This is a genomic window from Methanofastidiosum sp. (assembly GCA_013178285.1).
GTDB lineage: Archaea > Methanobacteriota_B > Thermococci > Methanofastidiosales > Methanofastidiosaceae > Methanofastidiosum.
In genome coordinates, this window is record JABLXD010000013.1 from 1 (window position 1) to 21,759 (window position 21,759).

Sequence of the window (21,759 nt, forward strand, 5' to 3'; positions counted from 1 at the left end):
AATACTAATACACACGTCGCATTGGATATTATCATTCAAAATAAGTATATTAAGGACGATAACGGACTGCTGGACCTTTTTAATAAGACGGGATATGATAGAAGTCTGCAAGGAATAAAACAAATGATTTATGAGCTCACTCGATGCGGTCTTATCACAAGAAATAATTTCAATGATCTAAGGCCAACTGAAAATGCATTAACTATACCTAAAATCTCAGATAAAAAAAATCAGCCAGATGAATCTGCAATAGAGCAATGTTTAAAGTTAATAGATTACTTAGAGAATAATGAACTTTTTATTAAGAATACCATCATAGCCTTTTCTAAAAATCTAAAGAACAACAGAGAAATATTAGACTACTTACTAGCTTTAGATGTTAACTTTAAATCTGATGATCATTCCCACATCCCTGCAATGAAGAATTTTTTAGTATATCTTGGAATCTTAAATGAAACTGGAGATTTTACAAATCTGGGTTCTAAAATTCTTAACAATTTGTTAGTTAGTTATTGGCAAATTGCACCTGGAGAAAATGCAAGACTTTGGCCTGGGATGAAAAGTGGAGAATATGTGGCAGTGGGCTGGAAAAATACCCCTAATCTTTCTAATGTCAAATCCAAAGAAGAGTTATTTCAAATCCTAAAAAATTACAATTTTGGAGATAGTCTTCAGGAGACACAAACAAGTAAATTATGGCAGTTTTTAAAAGAAATTAAAGTAGGTGACAAATTAGTCATCAATAAAGGGAAAAGCAAAATTATTGGAATTGGAGAAGTAATTGGAGATTACTATTTTGAACAAGCGGCAAGTGAATACAAACATAGAAAGAAAGTAAGATTTACCTGGACTGGAGAAGTTGATGTCCCTTTTCAAGGGAAATTCGGAACTACTTTAGTAGAACTATCTAAAGAGGAATATGATAAACTAACTAGTTACACATTTGATAAGAATTTAGGAGTTACGGGAGTTGTCCAATTACTCCAGTCAAAGAAGCAAATCATCCTGTATGGCCCGCCCGGTACTGGTAAGACCTACAAGGCTAGGGAGTATGCAATTGAATTTATATCAAAAAATACGTGAAATAATTTTATGTGTTAAATATGTTAAGAGTAGGGTATAATATGAACATTAATAATATTATTGAAAAAGCCAAGGATTTTGAAAAGAACCCCCCGCCTTTCTATAATCCTAATAAGGCTAAAAATGGAATTGAAGAGTTTACTGCTAAGTTTAATTATGAAAAAATAAAAAATCTTACCTTAGAAGAATATGTTCTCGGAAATAAAAATAAGGATACATTTTCATATTTACTTGAATTCAAAGAACTTCCTGGTGTCAGTATCAAAGGTAATATAGCTTCAAAATTTTATATCTATACTAATGACAAACTATTTCCAAAGCAAATGTATATGGTTGGCAAAAAATTAAATGTTGACTATAATCAGGCGAAATTAGAATTCAATAAAGTTAGGGATTCACTAGTAAAAATATTGGATTACTCAAAACAAGACAATTTTATCGCTATCGATGAACTTGAAATCCTATCTTCAATAGTAAAATCTAAAATTATTTTTATGTACAACTCTGAAAAGATAACTACCACAATGTCACCTAAAAGAGTTAAAAAAGCCTGTGAATTTTTTGATTTTGAATTTGATCCAAATCATCCAATAAATTCAAATCATAGATTAGTAAATAAAATAAAAAGTATAGAATTTTTTAGTTCATGGAGTAGCTATAAGATAGGTTCATTTCTAAATCATCTGATTAATACAATAGGGCTTGAAGGCCCGACCAATAATTTTTGGGAACTATTAGAAAAGAAAAAACAAATTATTTTATATGGTCCACCCGGTACAGGTAAAACTTATTTTGCAAGAGAATATGCACTTAATTTTATTGAAAGAGGTGATAACAGTGAGTGATAATGTAAATGGAAAATTTGATGAATATATGAAAAATGGGCAGATTGAATTTATTACATTTCATCCCTCATACTCATATGAAGAGTTTATGGAGGGAATAACTGCCCATACAGAAAAAGAGGGCGTTCCAACAGAAAAAATACAATACAAACTGAAAGCAGGTATTTTCAAAGAAATGTGTAAAAGAGCTTTGGCTAGCGCCATAGGATATGATCTAAAAATAAATTCTACATGGAATGAAGTATTTGGCGATTATCAAACAAAAATTGAATCTGGCAAAGAAATAGACTTTGAAAATGCGAAAAAATATCTTCTTATTATAGATGAAATAAATAGGGGAGACATATCCAAAATTTTTGGTGAATTAATAACTCTTTTAGAAAGTGACAAAAGACTTGGATCAGATAATACCCTTGTTGTTAAACTGCCTTATTCAAATGATCTATTTGGAGTTCCACCAAATCTATACATAATTGGAACGATGAATACTGCGGATAGAAGTATTGCTCTAATTGATGTTGCCCTTAGGAGAAGATTTGGATTTAAGGAATTAATGCCTGACTTTGAATTAGTTACAAAATATGTGGAAGAAAAAAAAGATGAATTTGAGGATGGAGTTTATGATTTAGTTACTGATTCTATAGCATGTGTAAAAATAATCAACAAAAGAATATGTGAAGAAAGAACTGTTGGCAGAGATAAACAAATAGGGCATTCTTATTTTTTCACAATTAAGGAAACAAATGATATAATTAGAGTATGGCAAAATGAAATACTCCCACTTCTAGAAGAGTACTGCTATGGAAACTATGAGAAGATAAGCGATCTATTGCTCAGAGAAGAATCCAATAATTGGATCAATAAAGTCGATGGAATAAAAGAGTTTTCTTCTAGCGAAGATCTAAAGAGTTTCTTGAAGGAGATTATAGAATCTGGTAAAAATGAGTGACGAAATAGTTACAATTGAAGAGTATAGGCAAAAAGAAATAGAAAACTTTGATGTGTCTAGAGACTGGGACTACTTAGAAAGCGATTTCTTCAAATATAAAAATAAATTGCCATATGATTTATTTTTTAATAAAGAAAAAAAAGTTTGCATTAAGAATACCTCTTATTCTGGCATAATCCAACTTCAAAACGTCAGACTCCACTTTTCTACAAAAGTAAAAACAAATCTTTTTTACATGCTGAGCTTCTTAAAATCTGAAGAAGAACTACTAATGGATCCTGAGATATCTATCGAAATAAAAGAAGGGGTAAATTTCTTTGATATTATCGGAAGACTTTTTTTAAATGAATTAGAAGCGATAGTAGAAAAAGGCCTTCTAAAAAGTTATGTTGAAAAACACGAAAATCTAAACTATCTAAAAGGAAAACTTTCTATTAAGGGCCAGATGAAAAATCACATTGATAGTAGGCCCAATTTTTCATGTATTTATGATGATTTGACATTTAACAATTTAGAAAATCAGATTGTTTTGAGAAGTCTAAATTTATTGACTCCGTTAATTAGGTTTAATCAGCCCTTAAAATCTGAACTTATACGATATGAATTTATTCTAAAGGATATAGTAGATTTAACTAACGTTTCTCCGTTAGACTGTGATAGTATCTGTTTTAATAGACTAAATGATTATTATTCTGCAATAATACAGTTTTCAAAATTGATTTTAGAAGAGAAGTTCATTAGATCTATACATAAGGGAGAGTCTAGAGGATTTAATTTCATTGTGAATATGAATAAAGTTTATGAAGATTTCATCACTGAGATTGTAAAAGATGTGGTAAAAAAGGAATTTTCTGATTATTCTATAACAAGCCAAGCAAGTTTTTCCAGCCTTGTCAAAGAAAGAAAAATATTGACAAGGCCAGACTTAGTACTAAGAAAAGGCAGGGACAACTATCCATTGATCCTCGACACAAAGTACAAACGAGAGGATAAGAATGCTGACTATTACCAAATTATATCATATTGTCTTGCAATCCCTAACGCTAAAGCAGCTTGTCTTATTTATCCGCAAACAGAAAGTGATATCGATAAGAAACTTATTTTGAGGAGAGATATTACTACTCCATATGGGAAAAATATAATCTTATACACAAGAACTGTAGATTTACATATTGAAAAAGATATGGAGTTTGGAGAATACATACAAAATATAAAAGCTCAGATAAAAGAAATTATTTTAGATTGCCTAAAAGAACAAGAGTGAAAGGGAATCAAGAAGCATTAATTTTAGGGCCAGATTTTATTGGAGCACTTACTTTCAATCATACATTATAATGCCCTCATCAAGAGCAGGCTCAGATTCGGCAGCCCCGCATTTTGGGCACCTTGTGGGAGCGTTAAATTTATACTTTCCGCCGCATTCGCAGTTGCCCGCATACTTTTCAATTTCTCTGTGGTACTGCTCTTTATATATTACTTCCCCTGTATAGTTTTCTTGCACGAATTTGTCATGTTTAGCGGTAGCCATACAATAGGGTACTTTTAATCCCTTGAGGTATCCATTGTGAAGGTCGCCAAGTTCCATAAAGAATATATCTTTTTCCATCCCACATCGATCGCAGTGCAGCTTGTGAAAAGTAAATCCCCCTCCTGAAGATATCCTGTATTCTGCACCGCATTTTTTGCATATCACATTATAAGAACAGCCCATACTTACCTTCAGTGATTATACTATTTATTCTTAATTGAACAATAAAGTTCTAATCCATCTCATCTCTTATTTCCTTTAATCTCCTGAGGATCTTCAGCACCAAGCCGCTTTCTATAGTCTCTTCAAGCAGGCCCTCGCAGAATCTGTCCTGTCTTACTATTATTGTAAGGAGTCTTCGGATATCCTTTAGATCTGCCCTAGAGAGCTTCTCATCACTAGCAGAATATTCCCCTGCTTCTGCAATCCAGTCCATCCACCTGAAATTAGTTACAAATCCTTCTTTGTAAAGATCCTCGTAGAATTTTAGCCCAATGCCTGTTAAGAGGTAAAAAGGCAGCACAAGAACACCGGGTTTATCCTGTGGTGCCTCAATGAAGAATTTATTTCTATTGTCTTCAAAGAGCGGAAGGTATTTTAGAATATTGTCTATGTTCTCTTTTGTAACTGGCACTGATTCTTCCACTCGTGTCATAGCAATCCCTTTACATTCATAGTGTGTGTTTTTAATACTATCTGGAAAAGAATTATTTTTCCCTATTTTCCCTATTTTTTTCCATATTCTTATAAGTGTGAAATACGATTTGTATATATACAATTAATTTTCTAGGTGAGACAAATGGAAAAATTGACTTTTCTTGAACTTGCTAAGAAAGTACTATTTGAAGAAAATAAAGCGTTGACTGCTGAAGAGATATGGAAGATAGGAGATGAAAAAGGATACGCTTCTCTTGTTCTAACAAAAGGCAGGACTCCATGGAGAACTATGGGCGCTCAAATATATGTAAGTATGAAAAATGATGAAAATACCCCATTTATTAAAATGGGCACAAGTCCTCAAACGTTTAATCTGAGAGCTAACCTTAGTCAAAAGGAAATAGAAGAATTAGATAATAAACCAATAGGATTTATCAAAGAAACTGAAAAAAAACTCGCTTTTACAGAAAGAGAATTGCACCCTTTTCTTACATATTTTGTCCATACTTATTATAGGATCTATACCAAAACTATCTACCATGAGAAATCAACTAAACAAAAGTACGCACAATGGCTACACCCTGATATAGTTGGAGTCTATCTGCCTTTAGGAGAATGGAAGAAAGAAGTAGTGGACTTGTCAAAAGCCATAGGTACACCTTATGTGAGATTTTATTCTTTTGAGCTGAAAAGAGAATTAAATTTCTCTAATTTAAGAGAAGCATTTTTTCAAACAGTTTCCAATTCTTCTTGGGCAAACAATGGATATCTAGTTGCAGCTGAAATTGATGAAGACCCAGATTTTTTATCAGAACTTAAAAGATTATCAATGTCATTTGGTATCGGTGTGATTAAAATAGACATCGAATCACCTGACGATAGCGAAATACTTTTTCAACCAAGATTTAATACAGACTTGGATTGGGATGCAATCAATAAACTGGCAGAAGAAAATATTGATTTTAAGGATTTCTTGAACAGAGTTACAATTGATCTAGCCAAGAGTGATGTTTACAATGAAAAATATGATAAAGTCTATATTTTAGATGCACTTATTAAACTAATAAAAAAGAAACATTAATAATCTACCTGATTTTGAGTTTATGGAGTGATACATTGGCCTTAGACATAAAAACACTTGAAAACTGGCTCTGGGAAGCAGCATGTAAGATCAGAGGAGAAATAGATGCTCCAAAATTCAAAGATTTCATTCTACCCATAATTTTTCTAAAGAGATTATCTGATGTTTTTGATGATGAAGTTAATAAGCTCGTTGAAAGCTATGGCAATAAAGAACTGGCCCTAAAATTAATTGAAGAAGATCACGGGCTTGTTAGATTTTATCTTCCAAAGGAAGCTAGATGGGATTATATTTCTAAGCTAACAACAGACGTCGGTGAAAATCTTACAACTGCAGTAAAGGCAATTGCAAGAGAGAATCCAAAACTTCAAGGTGTTATAGACTCAAAGGATTTCAATGAAACTGCTGCAGGCCAGCGTGTCATAAGTGAAGACAAGCTTAAGTCACTAATAGATGTGCTAGGAAGGCATCGGCTTGGCCTAAAAGATGTTGAGCCAGATATCCTTGGAAGGGCATACGAATATCTCTTGAGAAAATTTGCAGAGGGCAGTGGTCAGAGTGCAGGAGAGTTCTATACGCCACGAGAAGTGGGGGTCCTTATGGCCCATATACTTGACCCAGAGCCAGATGTGAGGGTATATGACCCATGTTGCGGATCAGGCGGACTTCTAATCAAATGCTATCTTAAATTTAAGGCCAAAAATGATGAATCAAAAACTTTAAGATTTTATGGGCAAGAGATACTTCCTTCTACATTTGCAATGGCAAAAATGAATGTCTTTATTCATGACATGGAAGCAGACATATCTCTTGGAGATACTATGCACAACCCTGCCTTTACAACTTCTGATGGGTCTCTTGATACCTTTGACATAGTAACAGCAAATCCAATGTGGAATCAGAAGTTTGATCAACCTACCTATGAAAACGATCCATTTGAAAGATTTAGCCTTGGATTTCCTCCAACAAGTAGCGCAGACTGGGGATGGATACAGCACATGTATTCCTCATTAAACGAAAAAGGAAAAATGGCCGTTGTCCTTGATACAGGTGCAGTTTCTAGAGGTAGCGGAAATCAGGGAAGAAATAGAGAGCGAGACATAAGAAAAGAGTTTATTGATAGGGACTTAGTCGAAGCGGTATTCCTTCTCCCAGACAATTTATTCTATAACACAAGCGCCCCAGGTATAATCCTTGTAATGAATAGAAAAAAGAAAAGACCAAATGAGATTTTACTAATTAATGCTTCAGATAAGTTCTCAAAAGGAAGACCAAAAAACTTTATTGATGAAACTACGTATGTTCCCTTTCTTTCAAATATATACCATAACTGGGTTGAAGAGGAAGGAGTTAGTAAGATCATAACTAAGGAAGAGGCAATAAAAAATGACTACAATCTAAGCCCTTCAAGATATGTTTCAAAATCAAACGGAAATGAGGCCTTATCCGTAGAAGATGCTTATGTCCTCGTTAGTGAAGCAGAGGAAGAAAGGCAAGAGGCTGATAAAAAACTTAGAGAGGTATTGGATAAGCTGGGGCTTGAATAGATGGAAAGAATAATTTCTCAAGATTTCAAAGAAACTGAAATTGGACCTTTACCTAAAGAATGGGAAGTTGTGAGATTAGAAGAAATAGCATCTATAAGAAATGAAACGATACTCCCCAAATATTCATTAAATGGAATATATGTTGGATTAGAACATATTATTCCAAGTCAAATAAAAATGAATAATTGGGGAAACTCTTCTGAAGTTAAAAGCACTAAAAATATTTTTTATAAAGGAGATATTTTATATGGCAAATTAAGGCCATATTTAGACAAGTCAGTTATATGTGATAGGAAAGGCATCTGCTCAACAGATATAGTTGTATTAAAGCCGAATACTAATATTATCGATAATATATTCTTAGCTTATTTTATCCATCATGATTTTTTTATTAGATATGCCATAAAGACCATGACGGGAGTTAATCACCCACGGACTTCATGGTCTAAATTAAAACATCTTTCAATTCCACTTCCTCCACTCCCTGAACAAATAGCAATAGCCAATGTGCTTTCTACAGTTCAAGAAAGCATAGAGAAAAATGAAGCTGTAATCAATTCTACAAAAGAACTCAAGAAATCTCTGATGAATCATCTTTTTACTTATGGCCCAGTATCGGTAAGTGAAGCAGAAAATGTAAAAATAAAGGAAAGTGAGGTAGGGCTAATACCTGATGATTGGGAGATTGTTAGACTTGGGGATATATTTGAAATACAACAAGGCATTACACTTTGTCGCGAGTCAAGTCCAGGCAAATACTTAAGGCCTTTTTTAAGAACTTCAAATGTTTTCTGGGGCAAAATTGATTTGTCTATCTTGGATAGTATGTATTTTTCTGAAAAACAGCTACAATCTCTTATTTTAAAATCTAAAGATTTGCTCATTTGTGAAGGAGGGGACATTGGTAGAACAGCAATGTGGAACGAACAAATATCTGAGTGTTGCCATCAAAATCATTTACACCGATTAAGGGTAAAAAATGGCCTGAAAATAAAATCAGAATTTTATATGTATTGGATGCAATTTGGGATGTTAATGAGAGGATTATACTCTGAGGAGGGTAATAAAACTACAATACCAAATCTGTCACGTTCTAGATTAAGTAATTTCATTATTCCACTTCCACCTCTTCCAATCCAGAAACAAATAGCTGATATCCTTTCAGAAATTGATCGTAAAATAAAAGCAGAAGAAAATAAGGCCAAAGCCTTAGAAAAGCTGTTCCAGTCTATGTTAAATGATCTGATGACTGGAAAGATTAGAGTAGGGGGGGAGGTAGCCTGACAACTGGGGCTGAAAGGCCATCTGTTCAGAGGCCATTCATAAAATATGCAGTAGAGTCTGGATGGGAATACTTAGCTCCAGAAGAAGCAGAAGCCCTTAGAAATGGTAAGTCTGGTATGATCTTAAGAGATATTTTTATTGATCAGCTTATCAAACTTAATCCCGATTCTATCACAAGAGAAAATGCTAGGGAGCTAATAAGAAAGCTAGAGCAGCTTCAGCCAACAATTGAAGGAAATCTAAACGCCTGGGAACATTTGAAAGGACTAAAGACTGTATTTGTTCAGGAAGAAAAACGTGAGAAAAATATCAAGTTTATAGATACTAAAGATATCAATAACAATAAGTTTCACATCACAGAAGAGTATGAATATACAAATGGCAAGTATAGAATAAGGCCCGACATCATCCTTTTCATAAACGGCTTTCCAGTCGTGATTATCGAGGCAAAAGGCCCTTATGTTAAGGAAGGAATTACTAAAGCGTTTAAGCAGATTAAAAGATACCACAGAGAAGGGCCAGAACTTATGGCAATCCTCCAAATATATTCACTTACTCATCTTATCAGGTATTTTTACAGCCCTACATGGAATATCTCTGAAAAAGGTCTTCTTAACTGGAAAGACGAAAAGAAAGGAAACTTTGAAGAGATTGTTAAGGCATTTATTGATAGGGCCCATATTTCCAAAGTAATTTCTGACTTCATTTTATTTTCAAGATCTGATGACGAGCTAAAGAAAGTTGTCATGAGGCCACACCAGATGAGGGCAGTTTCAAAGCTAGTTGAAAGAGTCTCTGACCCAAATAAAAAGCGTGGTCTCATCTGGCACACTCAGGGATCAGGTAAAACATACACAATGATCCTAACTGCTAAAGCACTGTTAGAAAATCAAGGGCTTCAAAATCCAACTGTTTTAATGCTTGTAGATAGAAATGAGCTTGAATCACAACTTTTTGGAAATCTCTCATCTATAGGTATAGATTACTTGGAAGTTGCAGAAAGCAAGGATCATTTAAGGCGCTTATTATCTGAAGACAGAAGAGGTCTAATAGTTTCGATGATCCACAAATTTGAGGGTATGCCAGAAAACATAAACAAACGAGGCAATATCTTTGTTTTGGTGGATGAAGCACACAGGACTACAGGCGGAAAGCTTGGAAACTATCTGATGGGAGCCCTTCCCAATGCAACTTATCTTGGATTTACTGGAACTCCAATTGATAGAACGTCTCACGGGTCAAGTACATTTATTACATTTGGAAAAGATGATCTACCAAAAGGTTACCTCGATAAATACGGCATAGCAGAATCAATAGATGATGGCACGACTGTGCCATTAAACTATACTTTGGCCCCAAATAAACTCCTCGTAGATAGGGAAGTTCTTGAAAAAGAGTTTCTTGATCTAAAGGAGGCTGAAGGGTTAAGCGATATAGATCAGCTTAATAAGATCTTGGAGAGGGCCGTCACTCTAAAAACAATGATGAAATCTCCTCAAAGAATAGATGAAATTGCAAAGTATGTTGCCATGCACTACAAAGACTACATAGAGCCTATGGGGTACAAGGCATTTCTTGTTGGAGTTGATAGAGAAGCATGCGCCTTATACAAATCTGCCTTAGATAAATATCTCCCAAAAGAATATTCTAGCGTAGTTTATAGCCCTGCGCAAAACGATAGTGAAGAGCTATCAAGATACCACCTCAGCACAACAGAGGAAAAAGAGATAAGAAAGTCATTTAGATCATCTGAAAAGCTACCAAAGATATTGATTGTGACTGAAAAGCTTTTGACAGGTTTTGATGCACCTATCCTTTACTGCATGTACCTAGATAAACCGATGAGGGATCATGTTTTGCTGCAGGCTATAGCGAGAGTCAATAGGCCTTATGAGGACAAAAATGGAAAGAAAAAAAGGTCCGGATTTGTTTTGGATTTCGTTGGGATCTTCTCAAATCTAAAGAAAGCTCTAGCATTTGATGAGACGGACATTACTGGAGCAGTTCATGACATAAAAACGATAAAAGACCACTTTATTAAATTGCACAAAGAGCTCAGTGAAAAATATCTATTAATTGGGAAAGGTTTGTCAGGGGATAAAAAGACTGAAGCAATAATAGATCATTTTCTTGATAAGAATGCAAGAGAATCCTTCTACAAAGAGTATAAGGAGCTTGAAACATCATATGAAATACTATCCCCAGACTCATTTTTAAGGCCATTTATCCAGGACATGATAGAGCTCACACGAATTTATGAGATTGTTAGAGAGATGTACGAGCCTCATGTGCCAATTGATAAAGAGATTTCTAGGAAAACGATGGAGCTTGTCCAAGCCAACACTTCTTCTAGCGATGTAAGGGGCGGATTTGATATATATGAAATCAATAGTGATACTATTGAAAAGATAAAAAAGGAAAAGAGACCAGATAAGATTAAGATTTTTAACACTTACAAATCTCTTGATTTATTCATTGGAAAAAATGTTCAAGGCTCTCCATACCTTCTTTCTATTGGGCAGAAGGCAGAGGAGATAGTCTCCCACTATCTTGAAAGACAAACGGAAACAAAAGAGACTCTTGATGGGTTATTGAGACTTACAGAAGAGATAGAAAAGGCAGAAGAAGAGAAGGAAAAACTAAAGATGCCACTTGAAATATTCTCTGTTTACTGGATACTTAGGGATAAAAAAATAAATAATGCTGAAAAGCTCTCTTGGGAGTTAAAAGATACATTTGAAAAATACCCTTCATGGAAGGAAAGCGAACAACATGAGAGGGAGATAAGAAAAGCGATATATCAGATGCTAATCCATGGAGGCATAGAAGATCCAAAGGAGCTAAATAGCCTTGCAAAGGAAACTATGAACCTTCTAAAAGGTGTACCAAATGATAACACGTGAGGATTTCAAGATAGAGGTAGGAGAGATTGCAAAAGAACTTGAAGTCACGCCTAAGTCCATTCAGTTTAGGACTATGACAAGAAAACTTGCAAGTTGCTCGATTAATGGAAGGCTCACTTTTGATTTATCACTTTTATCAAAGCCTAAAGATATTAGGAGAGAAATTATTATCCATGAATTATTGCATCTTAGATATCCAACACATGGCAGGATGTTTAAGACAACATTAAAGGCCTATAAGAAGAAAGAGTAGCAATAAATACTTTATATCGTACCTTTACACTTATTATTTTCCATGTTTACACTATCTTTTCCCTATTTTCCCTATTTTTTTCCATATTCTTATATATAGGGAAAAGGGCATAATAATATAATGCCATTAAGAATTAATTGGACACCGAATAGTATATTAGGATTAATAATAGGGGTAGGATTTCTATTAGTTATTCTATCTGGAGCCGCCATTGGATTGGGCCAATATGGAGTAGCAGATTTTTTTAGACCATATTCTTATCTTTGTTTAGGAATAGGTATACCTGTGTGGCTATTCTATAATTTTAGAAGATATTTAGGCCTATAACAGATTATTACAAACTATTATCATAATCTCAGAAATTAATTGCCTTATTTATAAGAGAAAAATGATAAATTAAGTTTATGCCCATAAAAATTATATAATAAGATTTTTTAAGATATTTATGTCTACTTCAAATAATACTAATAATAAAGAAGATATTTCTTTTTTTAAGAGATTTATTGATTACTTATTTAGAGATAAGTTAGAGTATGGAATATTGTTTATAGGTTCAATTTTAATAATGATTTTACCAGTTTTTTTTCTAAATCTACTTTTAAATATTAATACTAACAAAGAAATTCTAAATACAATAGTCCAGATATTAGCAACTATTTTTGCAATTTCAATATCCTTGACTATCCTTCTAGTGCAAAACATCTCGAAATATATAACCCCACTAATAATAAAATCATACATTAGACGAAGTTACATTGTTGGTCTTTTATTAACATATTGTATTTCTATCTTAGGAATAACGATTTTTTCAATGACCGACCTATCAAATAGTAAATTTACTTATTATATATCCTTCCTAGCACTACTGTGGTCTTTAGTTTATGTAGTTTCATATTTATTTTTTATGACAAATAACTTTAGAATTACAGATGTGGTAAACTGGGTTTCTAATAAAATTCCTACAAAATATACCAACGAGATAATTAAAAACGATATATTCAATGAACTTGAAGAAATCATACTTAAAGCTGTAGATAATAATGATTTAAAAGCATTTGAAAAATCAATAGAATGTCTATATGCTAAATATAGAGATATAATAGAATCCATAGACAAAATTGAGATATGTGATGATTCAGATAGTATCGATAGATTTCAAAAAATGAATGACTTTGATACTTATTTTATCAAAATTGATCGTTTAATTTGGGCAGAAGTAAAGAAAAATAATAATGACCATATGATTATGGTTTACCTAGGAGAAATAAACTCGTGTTTTCAACAAATCTTGAAAATAAAACTAACGGAAAAATATACCACTCTAATTTTTTCATTTACCGATAATTTCAAAGATGCAGGTTTTAAAATAATAAAAGAAGGATTATATCTTATTAATCGATACGATGTTTTTCTAAGAAAATATATGATTAATTTATTAAAAAATATTGATAAAATGCCCCAAAGTGAAGCTCTTTTTAGACAAAAAGAAATTTATGATATATTTATAGATTTATTGAAACATTATGAAAACTTGTCCATTAGATCCTCAGATGATAACAAAATGGAAATAATTATAATGGCTAAATCTAATTTAACAGAATTACTTCGCAGTGTTATTACGAATAAAAAAGGCGATTTGAGAATAGATTTAGTAGAAAAAATAATAGATAGTTTAAGGATTATCCATATAGAATGTTTAAAAAATAACATGAACTTAGGATTTTTTTATTTCTATAAAGCACCTCACGGTCCTTCATACTTGTTTAGAGGAATAAAAGTAGATATTAACGACATATTACCAATTATAATCAAAAAATATTGTGATTCTCTTATTATGTCGGTAGAAAAGGGACATGAAATATACATTGATGAACTAAAAATGATTGCTAAAGAGCATTTGGGCAATAATCCTGAGATAAAAATAATACTGACTGATTGTTGTGTGAAATTAATGAATTTATCCAAAAATAAAAAAGAAATCAAAGAGGTCTTAGACTCCATAACTCATTATTCTAGGCGTACACAAGATTTTGAATGATTTTTTCAGTATATTTTAAATATCTCAATATATTTAGTTTATTCTATATCTTAATATATTTGAAAATAATGATTTTTAATACAATAGGAAAATCAATATCAAAAATACGTTCATCATATTCCGTGTCAAACGTGTCATCCAAATATTAAAAACAATAAAAGCCCCTATAATAGGGCGAATAATAAAAGTTTCCTGAAAATAGTGTCATTGATGTCACATATGTCACTTTATTTGATTAATATAAATTTGGCCTAAAGCTATCCCTCATCCTTTCAAGTTTATCATTATCAATTTCAATTCCATCATAGTATCTGCCGTTGTGATCTCTTGATCTTTTGATTCCTATCTGGGCAAGTCTTCTTCCAAATACTCTGTTTGGAATTGGATTTATTTTTACAAAGCCGCAATACTCTTCATAGATCTGGTAAAGCTCTCCAGTCTTTGTTTTTCCTAGAGTTTCTGTTGTGCAAATATCTTCCAAAAACTCCTTTATTGGATCCATCTCTTCCTCATATTCTTTTGTTGCAAGTTCTACTGACTTTGGAGTTTTTAGTCCTTCAGATTGCCATCTTCTGCATCCTTCAAGTGCCCAGTTCAAAATGCCTGGGAGCTCCGCCTTTAGTTTTTTACCAAGTTCCTTGTCCTTCTTTTCTTCAGGAATTTTAACATTAAACGGTATGAGTCTAATCCTCCTCCATATCGCATAGTCACCACCCTTGATTATCGGCTTATTATTGGCAACTAGCCAGACCTTGAAGTTTGGCAGAAACTCAAAATCTTCGGAATACAAGAATCTGGCCTTAATCGTATCCTCACCAGTTACCTGTTTAACAAGGCTTTCTGCAAGCTGCTTTCCCTCCTCAATTTCTATCGTGCTCACAAGCCTAGATCCTTTGAGCCTTGCAAGGTCATTTCTAGGACCAGAATCGTTCTTTCTAACTGTAAAAGTTGAAAAGTCAGTCTGCTTTGCATAATCATCAAGTAAGCCTTTTAGAACATTCATAAAGGTAGATTTCCCGTTTTGGCCCCCACCATAAAGAAAGATAAGTATTTGCTCACTTGTATCTCCTGTGAGGCTGTATCCAACTAGCTCCTGGATGTAAGAAATTAGTTCCATATCTCCTTCAAAAATTTCATGAAGGAAATTCTCCCACAAAGGACATTTTGCCTCAGAATCATAGACTACATCGACAATTTTTGTGATATAGCTATCTTTAGAATGTGTTTCATCAAACTCCATTGTCTTTAGATTGATTGTTCCATTTCGAACATTTAGAAGAAACAGATCTTTATCAAGATCATCTGGAGTTATAGGCACCATAGCCATTGTAGCGTTTACCATTGCATTTAATCTTGGCTCCATCTGAGATGTCAACGCCCAGTTGGATAACTTTCTCTGATTTTCTAGGTACGGCTCCATAGAAGCCTCAGAAAAAATAAATCTTGCAACTTCCATAGCTATGAGCTTAATCTTTTTTATGGAGTCTTCTTCCCATCTCTCCCCGTTCCATATGTACCATCGTCCAAGAGGGCTGCAATACCTTATAGTTTCGCCATAATATTTCACCATGCGCTCTGCATTTCCCATATCACTCAAAGTGAAAAAACTCTTTTGAAAATCTGTAGTTATTTTCGATACCTCTTTTTCTGGCAAAGGCTCTTGCATTCTAACTTGGTTTATTGCTAGGAGTGTAGCTCTGACATGCTCTGGATCAAGGCCGATGTTTCTTAAACTTCCAGATATTGATGTTAAAGCCTTGTTTCTCTCACCCTGCTTTATCTTGCCTTCGAATATATTTGGCTTACTTCTAAGCTTCTCCTTGAAGGCTTCAACTAGCTCATTAGGCATCTCAGCTATTTCTGTTTCAAGTATGTGATTAATCCACCTATACTCTTTTCCGCTAGGGTGTATGCTTGGGGGTGCTACTATAAGGCCCCCTTCGCCTCTTATGTCGATATCAGGATATATCCCAATATGACTGCCCCATCTGTCTGTGTTTTTAAAATAGTAGTGTTTTCCTCTTGTTGACTTTGTTACTGCTGTTAATGGCATTTCCTTGTTGTACAGTATTTCTAATGATCTTTTACCCTGCTCTCCGTCCACATCGACTACTACTAAATCATTTATTTCTCCAGTTATAATCCCAATATTTGCTTCAGGTTGTTTTGTCCACCAAGAAATGACATCCTCCCTTCTTGCCCTCTCTTTCTCATACCTTTCCCATTTGATAATTGGGAATTTATCACGGGGCACTAGAGGCAAAATGTTTAATCCTGCATCATAATAGGTCAAAGCCCAATCCATTAGTGTCTTTGGACCGGAAACTGCATCTTTTACGACTGCATTTTCGATAAGAATCTCGTAGGTTCTTTTTGGTATCTTTCCAATATCTCCTTGTTTATAAGGTCCATAAACTTTTAGATCATCTCCATAAAAGCTAGGTGCATCCTTCAAGAATACAACTTCCTTAAGATATATTTTTTGGGCCAGTTCATCAATTAGAGGATAGTTTAACCTAAGTGATAGGGTCAGGATAGTTTTTGGTACTTTCTGATTTCTATAAATTATTGGAGAATTCCTGAACAAAAAATCAACGGCCTTATCTTTTGAAATTGTCCTATGGACATGATGCCACCCATCTCCATCTTTGTGTACAATCTTTAGTACCGGCGTGAATATTTTTTCGTAGATTAGTTCTAAGAGGATAATACTTACTCTTGCAAGCTGATTTATCTCCCAATCTAAAGTGACTAGTTCGATAGAAGTTGGCTGCTGCCCGTTTGAAGCTATATCAAAACTTTCTAGCATGGCCAAGTGAAATCCCTTAAGAAAGAATAATCTTTCCATCGGTGTTTTTGGCCCTAAATTTAGGGCATCTAGATTCTCATATACAAGTACGGCATTGTTTAGGTCAAGATATTGAAAACGCTTATCCTTTGCACACGCCCTAAGATCTTCAAGAAATTTTTTTTCTCTATCTTCATTAGTTATCATGGGATAGTCTAAACAAGTATGAGAAACTGGATAATTACTTGTGTACTCTAGATATTCTTGGATGTCTGTGTCATCATAGTAGATATCATGAATTATATCTTCATGCTTAACAGTTCCACTCTTCTCCCAATAAGAGAACAGTAACATATCAGGCCACCTTACCCGAGGCCTTAGTGATTATTAGGAGTTTGGCCCTAAAATTAGTATCCGTTGAAAACATGGCTAAAATATTTTTGAGCCTTTGATTATCCTTATCTCGGCATAGTTGTATTTCAAATAATAATTATATTAAAAATATCCTTATTATGGAATTTGGCCCTAATTTTAAGGCCAAATAGATTATAATTAGACTTTATTTTAGAAAATCTATCCTATTAATTAAAATATGGTAAAAATGGCCTAATATCAATACGCATTTGTTTTATAAAGAAGTGCGGGAGCTGGGATTTGAACCCAGGAAGACCTACATCACAGGGTCCTAAGCCCTGCACCTTTGACCAGGCTCGGCAACCCCCGCTTATTTATTAAATCCAAGCCATATATTTTGAAATCCCTTATAAATGTAACGATAATCCATACGTCAATCAAATACAGTGAAACTTTTATACTAATTTAATAATTATTTTTAAGGTGTAACAAATGGAACATTTAATGGCCGATAGGGCAAAAGATATTCTTGGAGTAATGAAAGTATTCTCTATCGATCCACTTGAAGCAAAGAATTGTAGTTTTCCAGGACACAAGGGCAGTGATATTGGTGATAGTAGTATTGGTTTTTTAGAATATACTGGTGAAAAAAATATATATACAATCCATTCAGTTCACTATTGTAGGCAACATAGGAATATATCAATATCCGAAATAGAAAAAAGATTAAAAGAAAAAATCAAAGGCATAACAGAGGACAAAGGTTCAATATTGATAACAAAAATTAAAATTGATCCCGATAGTTTTCCTGAAAAAGATATTCTTGGTAAAAAGATTAGTATCGATAAAATAACTCCAATTCTTATTAATAAAGGAAATTTAGGATTTTTAATGAATATTTCTGACGAATCAAAGGATATGACACTGAAGTCAGTTATTGATAAAATAATGAATCTAGAAATCGAATTCGACATTGCTTGGGAGGAATTCTGAATTTGAAGAAAACGAAGATTGTATGCACAATAGGCCCCAGCGTTTCAAACTATGAGATGATAAACAATCTTATTGCTTCAGGAATGGATGTAGCAAGATTAAACTTCTCTCACGGTACCCACTCTGAACATCTAAAAGTAATCAAGACATTAAAAGAGGTATCTGAAGATACTAACAAAAAAATTGGGATCTTATTAGATACCAAAGGTCCAGATATAAGGGTGGGGGAATTTAATAACACAATTCACATCAACACTGGACAAGAATATATCTTTTCTATTAATCATGGAAAGGACATAATTCCATTACAGAACGATATATCTAAATTCTTAAAACCTAACGATAAAGTTCTAGTTGATGATGGTACTTTGATTTTTTCAGTTGTTGGGATTGAAGAAAAAGATATTCATCTTAAAGCTTTAAATGAAGGCAATCTAAGACAAAAAGTAAGTATAAATATTCCAGGAGATGAATATTGCCCTTCTGCTGTTACTCAAAATGAATTAGTTGACATCAAATTTGGGGTTAAAAATGAAGTTGATTTCATAGCGTTATCATTTGCATCGACTAAAGAGGACATAATCAAGGCAAGAGAGATAATAAAAGAAAATGATGGTGAACAGTGGATAATCTCTAAAATAGAGTCTAGCTTTGGAATCAAGAATATAGATGAGTTAATTGAATATTCAGAAGGCATAATGGTTGCAAGAGGGGATTTAGGGGTTGAAATTGATCTTTCTAAAATTCCAAGCGTACAAAGATCTATAATCGAGAAATGCAATATAAAAGGCAGACCGGTGATTGTTGCAACCCAGATGCTAAACTCAATGATAGAAAATCCAAGGCCGACGAGAGCTGAAGTAGAGGACATAGCAAGTGCAATTTATAGTGGAGCGGACGCAGTTATGTTATCAGGTGAAACTGCTATTGGGAAATATCCTATAGAAAGTGTAGAAATGATGGTTAAGGTAGCAATTGAAACTGAAAAGGAACTTAAACCGAGATCAGAATATGGCCCTTCTAAAAGGGTTGCAGATGTAATATCTTCCCTTGTCGCTAAAGCCGTATTATTATCAGATGTCAAGGCAATCGTTACTTCAACAAGATCTGGCTATACTGCATGTATGGTGTCTCGACATAAACTATCAGTTCCAACTTACGGTATGACAAACAATGCAGCTACTGCTAGAAAGCTTTCAGTAGTATGGGGGATAAATGAAGTTTACATAGACAGGGAAAAGGGTGGAATTTCAGAAGCCGTTTTTCATGCTGCCAAATATTTGAAAAATGAAGGATTAAAAGATAATGACCTTTTTATTTTTACTGCTGGTGTTAGTAATACAAAAAAACAAAGGACTAACTTATTAGAAATAAGGGAAATAGGAGAAGTCCTATCTTCTTGATAATAACATCAAGGAAAAAGTTGCTATCAAACCAAATAAAGCCAAGACTAATACAGTTTCCTGCACCATCATATAAAAAGACTTTTGGGATTTTTGAGTTGAAGTTGTTTGTTCAGTCATAACTTCCGTAGTATTAGTTTCAGTTATTATTTCATTTGGAGTATTATCCAATTCGACAACTTCTACATTCTTCACTGCTAATTTTATTGGAAACTTAAGATATGCTGATTTATTATTTATATCTTTTATTTCTAAATTTAGATAGATTGAATAATCTCCTGGAACTTCTGGTATTTTAGTTACTATAACGTCTTTTTTTGTTAAGGATGTAATTGCCCCAACATCCTCAGTATACTCAAAACTAAATTTTGATTTATCATATTCTAATATCATAGAGGAACTCTTCACCGCTGCCCCCCTATTAACAATGAAGATTGGTAAAGTATAAGGCGTTTCCTTTATCTCAAAACTTCTTACTTTTAAATCAATAATTGGAGTCCTTACTCCATCAACTTTAAATGGAACTTCTTGTAAGAATCCTTCAGAGGTATAGTCACACTGTAATCCAGAACAGAAAACTTGATAGGAGTATTGTGTTGTTACTTTTAAGGGGTATGTTCCAGGGTCTATTGCTCTTACAGTATACTGAATTTTTTCAACTTTCTTTTCGCCTGGTTGTATTTCACAATAAATAAATTTATTTTTAACAAATTCAAAATATTCATCTTTTACATAAATATTTACGTTTTTTAGAATGCTGTTACTTGTGTTGTCAAAAACTAGAGTAAATTCCCCACTATCTCCTGCATAAAATGAAGGTTCTTTCTCAAAATAGATTTTCATTTTCTCATTTGGCGCAGTTATGCCATTGAGTGAAAAAACGCCAAATGTTAAAAAACTTATAAATACTATGGCATAGAGTTTTCTCATATAATAAATAGTTAATAGGATATTTTAAAAGCTTTATTCTTATAAGTTATATGATGAATGGCTATAAATTTGATTTCTTTGAAGTTACGGCAGATATTGGCGTTAGAGTTTGGGGTAAAGACATTGATGAATTATTTGAAAATGCCGCCATTGCAGTTACGAGCTTAATGATAAATCCTAATTTAATGAAAAAAATAATAGAAAAAAAACTCATTGTCACAGGGAACGATCTACCATCCTTATTAATTAATTGGCTTACTGAGCTACTAATAATAAGAGATAGTGAGGGAATTCTTTTTTCATCTTTTGAAGTTGAAATTTCCAAGGAAGGGAAATCACTTAATGCAAGGGTCTTTGGGGACCATTTCATTGGGAAAAATTTAGAAATGGACGTAAAAGCTATCACATATTCTTTGTTTAAGTTAGAAAAAATAAATGGAGATTTCTATTCACAATTTGTTCTTGATATATGACAATAATATCATACATAATTTAATAATTTGTATATTGATTTTGGAAAAGATTATTAGAAATTTTAAAATAATCGAAATATTTATATAGAAGAAAAACAATAAATAAATGGCGATATTATGTCTGAAATAAATAAAATATTAGTTCCCGTAGATGGGTCTAAAGCTGCGGAAAAAGCTTTAGAGTATGCAAGTTGGATAGCAAACAAGTTTGGAGCACAGGTCACACTACTCTATGTAGTAGACGTAGAACAATTAGGCCTAACATATGAAGCTATGGATCATTACTTACCCGAATGGGAAGACAAAATAAAAGGTACAGAAGATATAAAAAGATACTCTCCATTCTTTGAAGAACAGCTTGCCTGTAGGATGGATGAACCACTGTGTAAGAGGGGAAGCAACGTACTGAAAGAGATGGCAAAATACGCTGAAGGCAAAGGAATTAAACCAAAGACAGTTATGAAAATGGGGAAAGTTGTAGATACTATAGTCCAAGAAGCTGAAGATGATAAAGCAGATGTCATAGTTGTCGGTAAAACCGGGCTGACAGGATTAAGGAGATTACTTATTGGGCATGTTGCAGAAGATGTGGCAAGATACGCCCATTGCAGAGTTACTGTTGTTCCTTAGAATAAGTTTATTTTTTATAA

19 protein-coding genes and 1 tRNA gene are annotated in these 21,759 nt (G+C 33.4%); 15 read left to right on the forward strand and 5 right to left on the reverse strand.

The annotated features are described in order from the left end of the window. From HPY60_05685 to HPY60_05700, 4 genes are all read left to right on the forward strand, one after another. Positions 1-1,083, forward strand: a 1,083-nt coding sequence (locus HPY60_05685; GenBank protein NPV50672.1) for an EVE domain-containing protein, incomplete at its 5' end; no start/stop codon positions are given. A 41-nt stretch (positions 1,084-1,124) separates the two neighbouring features. Further along, complete coding sequence (locus HPY60_05690; protein ID NPV50673.1) at positions 1,125-1,928, forward strand: hypothetical protein; 804 nt, start codon at positions 1,125-1,127, stop codon at positions 1,926-1,928. 28 nt (positions 1,929-1,956) lie between these two features. Beyond that, a complete protein-coding gene (locus HPY60_05695; protein ID NPV50674.1) occupies positions 1,957-2,877 on the forward strand; it encodes an AAA domain-containing protein in 921 nt (306 codons plus the stop codon). Continuing rightward, the gene (locus tag HPY60_05700; protein NPV50675.1) at positions 2,870-4,141 is read left to right on the forward strand and encodes a hypothetical protein; all 1,272 of its coding nucleotides are present in this window, start codon (positions 2,870-2,872) and stop codon (positions 4,139-4,141) included. Before HPY60_05695 ends, HPY60_05700 begins: the two co-directional genes overlap by 8 nt. A gap of 54 nt (positions 4,142-4,195) precedes the next feature. Here the strand turns inward: HPY60_05700 and HPY60_05705 are convergent, their stop codons facing one another. Together HPY60_05705 and HPY60_05710 are read right to left on the reverse strand one after the other, a co-directional pair. Continuing rightward, positions 4,196-4,588 carry a hypothetical protein gene (locus HPY60_05705; GenBank protein ID NPV50676.1) on the reverse strand — a complete coding sequence of 131 codons (393 nt, stop codon included), beginning with the start codon at positions 4,586-4,588 and terminating at the stop codon, positions 4,196-4,198. 49 nt (positions 4,589-4,637) lie between these two features. After that, positions 4,638-5,060, reverse strand: coding sequence for a hypothetical protein (locus HPY60_05710; GenBank protein ID NPV50677.1), 423 nt, complete (start codon positions 5,058-5,060; stop codon positions 4,638-4,640). Between the two features lie 144 nt (positions 5,061-5,204). On the opposite strand from HPY60_05710, the gene HPY60_05715 reads away from it, so the two are divergent. The 7 genes from HPY60_05715 to HPY60_05745 all read left to right on the forward strand — a co-directional run bounded on the left by HPY60_05715 (position 5,205) and on the right by HPY60_05745 (position 14,168). Continuing rightward, on the forward strand, positions 5,205-6,143 hold the full coding sequence (locus tag HPY60_05715; GenBank protein NPV50678.1) for a hypothetical protein: 939 nt from the start codon (positions 5,205-5,207) through the stop codon (positions 6,141-6,143). A gap of 35 nt (positions 6,144-6,178) precedes the next feature. Then, the gene (locus tag HPY60_05720) at positions 6,179-7,690 is read left to right on the forward strand and encodes an SAM-dependent DNA methyltransferase (protein NPV50679.1); all 1,512 of its coding nucleotides are present in this window, start codon (positions 6,179-6,181) and stop codon (positions 7,688-7,690) included. Then, on the forward strand, positions 7,691-8,974 hold the full coding sequence (locus tag HPY60_05725; GenBank protein ID NPV50680.1) for a hypothetical protein: 1,284 nt from the start codon (positions 7,691-7,693) through the stop codon (positions 8,972-8,974). Beyond that, entirely contained in the window at positions 8,971-11,877 is a 2,907-nt protein-coding gene (locus HPY60_05730; GenBank protein NPV50681.1) for an HsdR family type I site-specific deoxyribonuclease, read from the forward strand. Before HPY60_05725 ends, HPY60_05730 begins: the two co-directional genes overlap by 4 nt. Then, positions 11,864-12,130, forward strand: a complete 267-nt coding sequence (locus tag HPY60_05735; GenBank protein ID NPV50682.1) for a M48 family metallopeptidase — start codon at positions 11,864-11,866, stop codon at positions 12,128-12,130. The genes HPY60_05730 and HPY60_05735 overlap by 14 nt, the downstream gene beginning before the upstream one ends. Positions 12,131-12,250: 120 nt before the next feature. Further along, the gene (locus HPY60_05740; GenBank protein ID NPV50683.1) at positions 12,251-12,457 is read left to right on the forward strand and encodes a hypothetical protein; all 207 of its coding nucleotides are present in this window, start codon (positions 12,251-12,253) and stop codon (positions 12,455-12,457) included. 118 nt (positions 12,458-12,575) lie between these two features. Beyond that, positions 12,576-14,168: a hypothetical protein gene (locus tag HPY60_05745; protein ID NPV50684.1), complete on the forward strand. Its 1,593-nt coding sequence runs from the start codon at positions 12,576-12,578 to the stop codon at positions 14,166-14,168. Between the two features lie 235 nt (positions 14,169-14,403). On the opposite strand, the gene HPY60_05750 is transcribed toward HPY60_05745, so the two are convergent. Together HPY60_05750 and HPY60_05755 are read right to left on the reverse strand one after the other, a co-directional pair. Further along, on the reverse strand, positions 14,404-17,310 hold the full coding sequence (locus tag HPY60_05750; protein ID NPV50685.1) for a hypothetical protein: 2,907 nt from the start codon (positions 17,308-17,310) through the stop codon (positions 14,404-14,406). Positions 17,311-17,595: 285 nt separating this feature from the next. After that, a tRNA-Leu gene (locus HPY60_05755) sits at positions 17,596-17,680 on the reverse strand. 122 nt (positions 17,681-17,802) lie between these two features. On the opposite strand from HPY60_05755, the gene HPY60_05760 reads away from it, so the two are divergent. Then, positions 17,803-18,303: a hypothetical protein gene (locus HPY60_05760; GenBank protein NPV50686.1), complete on the forward strand. Its 501-nt coding sequence runs from the start codon at positions 17,803-17,805 to the stop codon at positions 18,301-18,303. A gap of 2 nt (positions 18,304-18,305) precedes the next feature. Then, positions 18,306-19,706 (forward strand): pyruvate kinase, encoded by a 1,401-nt coding sequence (pyk, locus tag HPY60_05765; protein NPV50687.1) that lies wholly within the window; start codon positions 18,306-18,308, stop codon positions 19,704-19,706. Here pyk and HPY60_05770 read toward each other — a convergent pair. Continuing rightward, positions 19,695-20,636, reverse strand: coding sequence for a hypothetical protein (locus HPY60_05770; GenBank protein ID NPV50688.1), 942 nt, complete (start codon positions 20,634-20,636; stop codon positions 19,695-19,697). The two genes, pyk and HPY60_05770, sit on opposite strands and share 12 nt — an antisense overlap. 53 nt (positions 20,637-20,689) lie before the next feature. Here HPY60_05770 and HPY60_05775 point away from each other — a divergent pair, with 53 nt between their 5' ends. Continuing rightward, positions 20,690-21,109 (forward strand): archease, encoded by a 420-nt coding sequence (locus tag HPY60_05775; GenBank protein ID NPV50689.1) that lies wholly within the window; start codon positions 20,690-20,692, stop codon positions 21,107-21,109. Between the two features lie 117 nt (positions 21,110-21,226). Further along, the gene (locus HPY60_05780; GenBank protein ID NPV50690.1) at positions 21,227-21,739 is read left to right on the forward strand and encodes a universal stress protein; all 513 of its coding nucleotides are present in this window, start codon (positions 21,227-21,229) and stop codon (positions 21,737-21,739) included. The last annotated feature ends 20 nt before the right edge of the window (positions 21,740-21,759 follow it).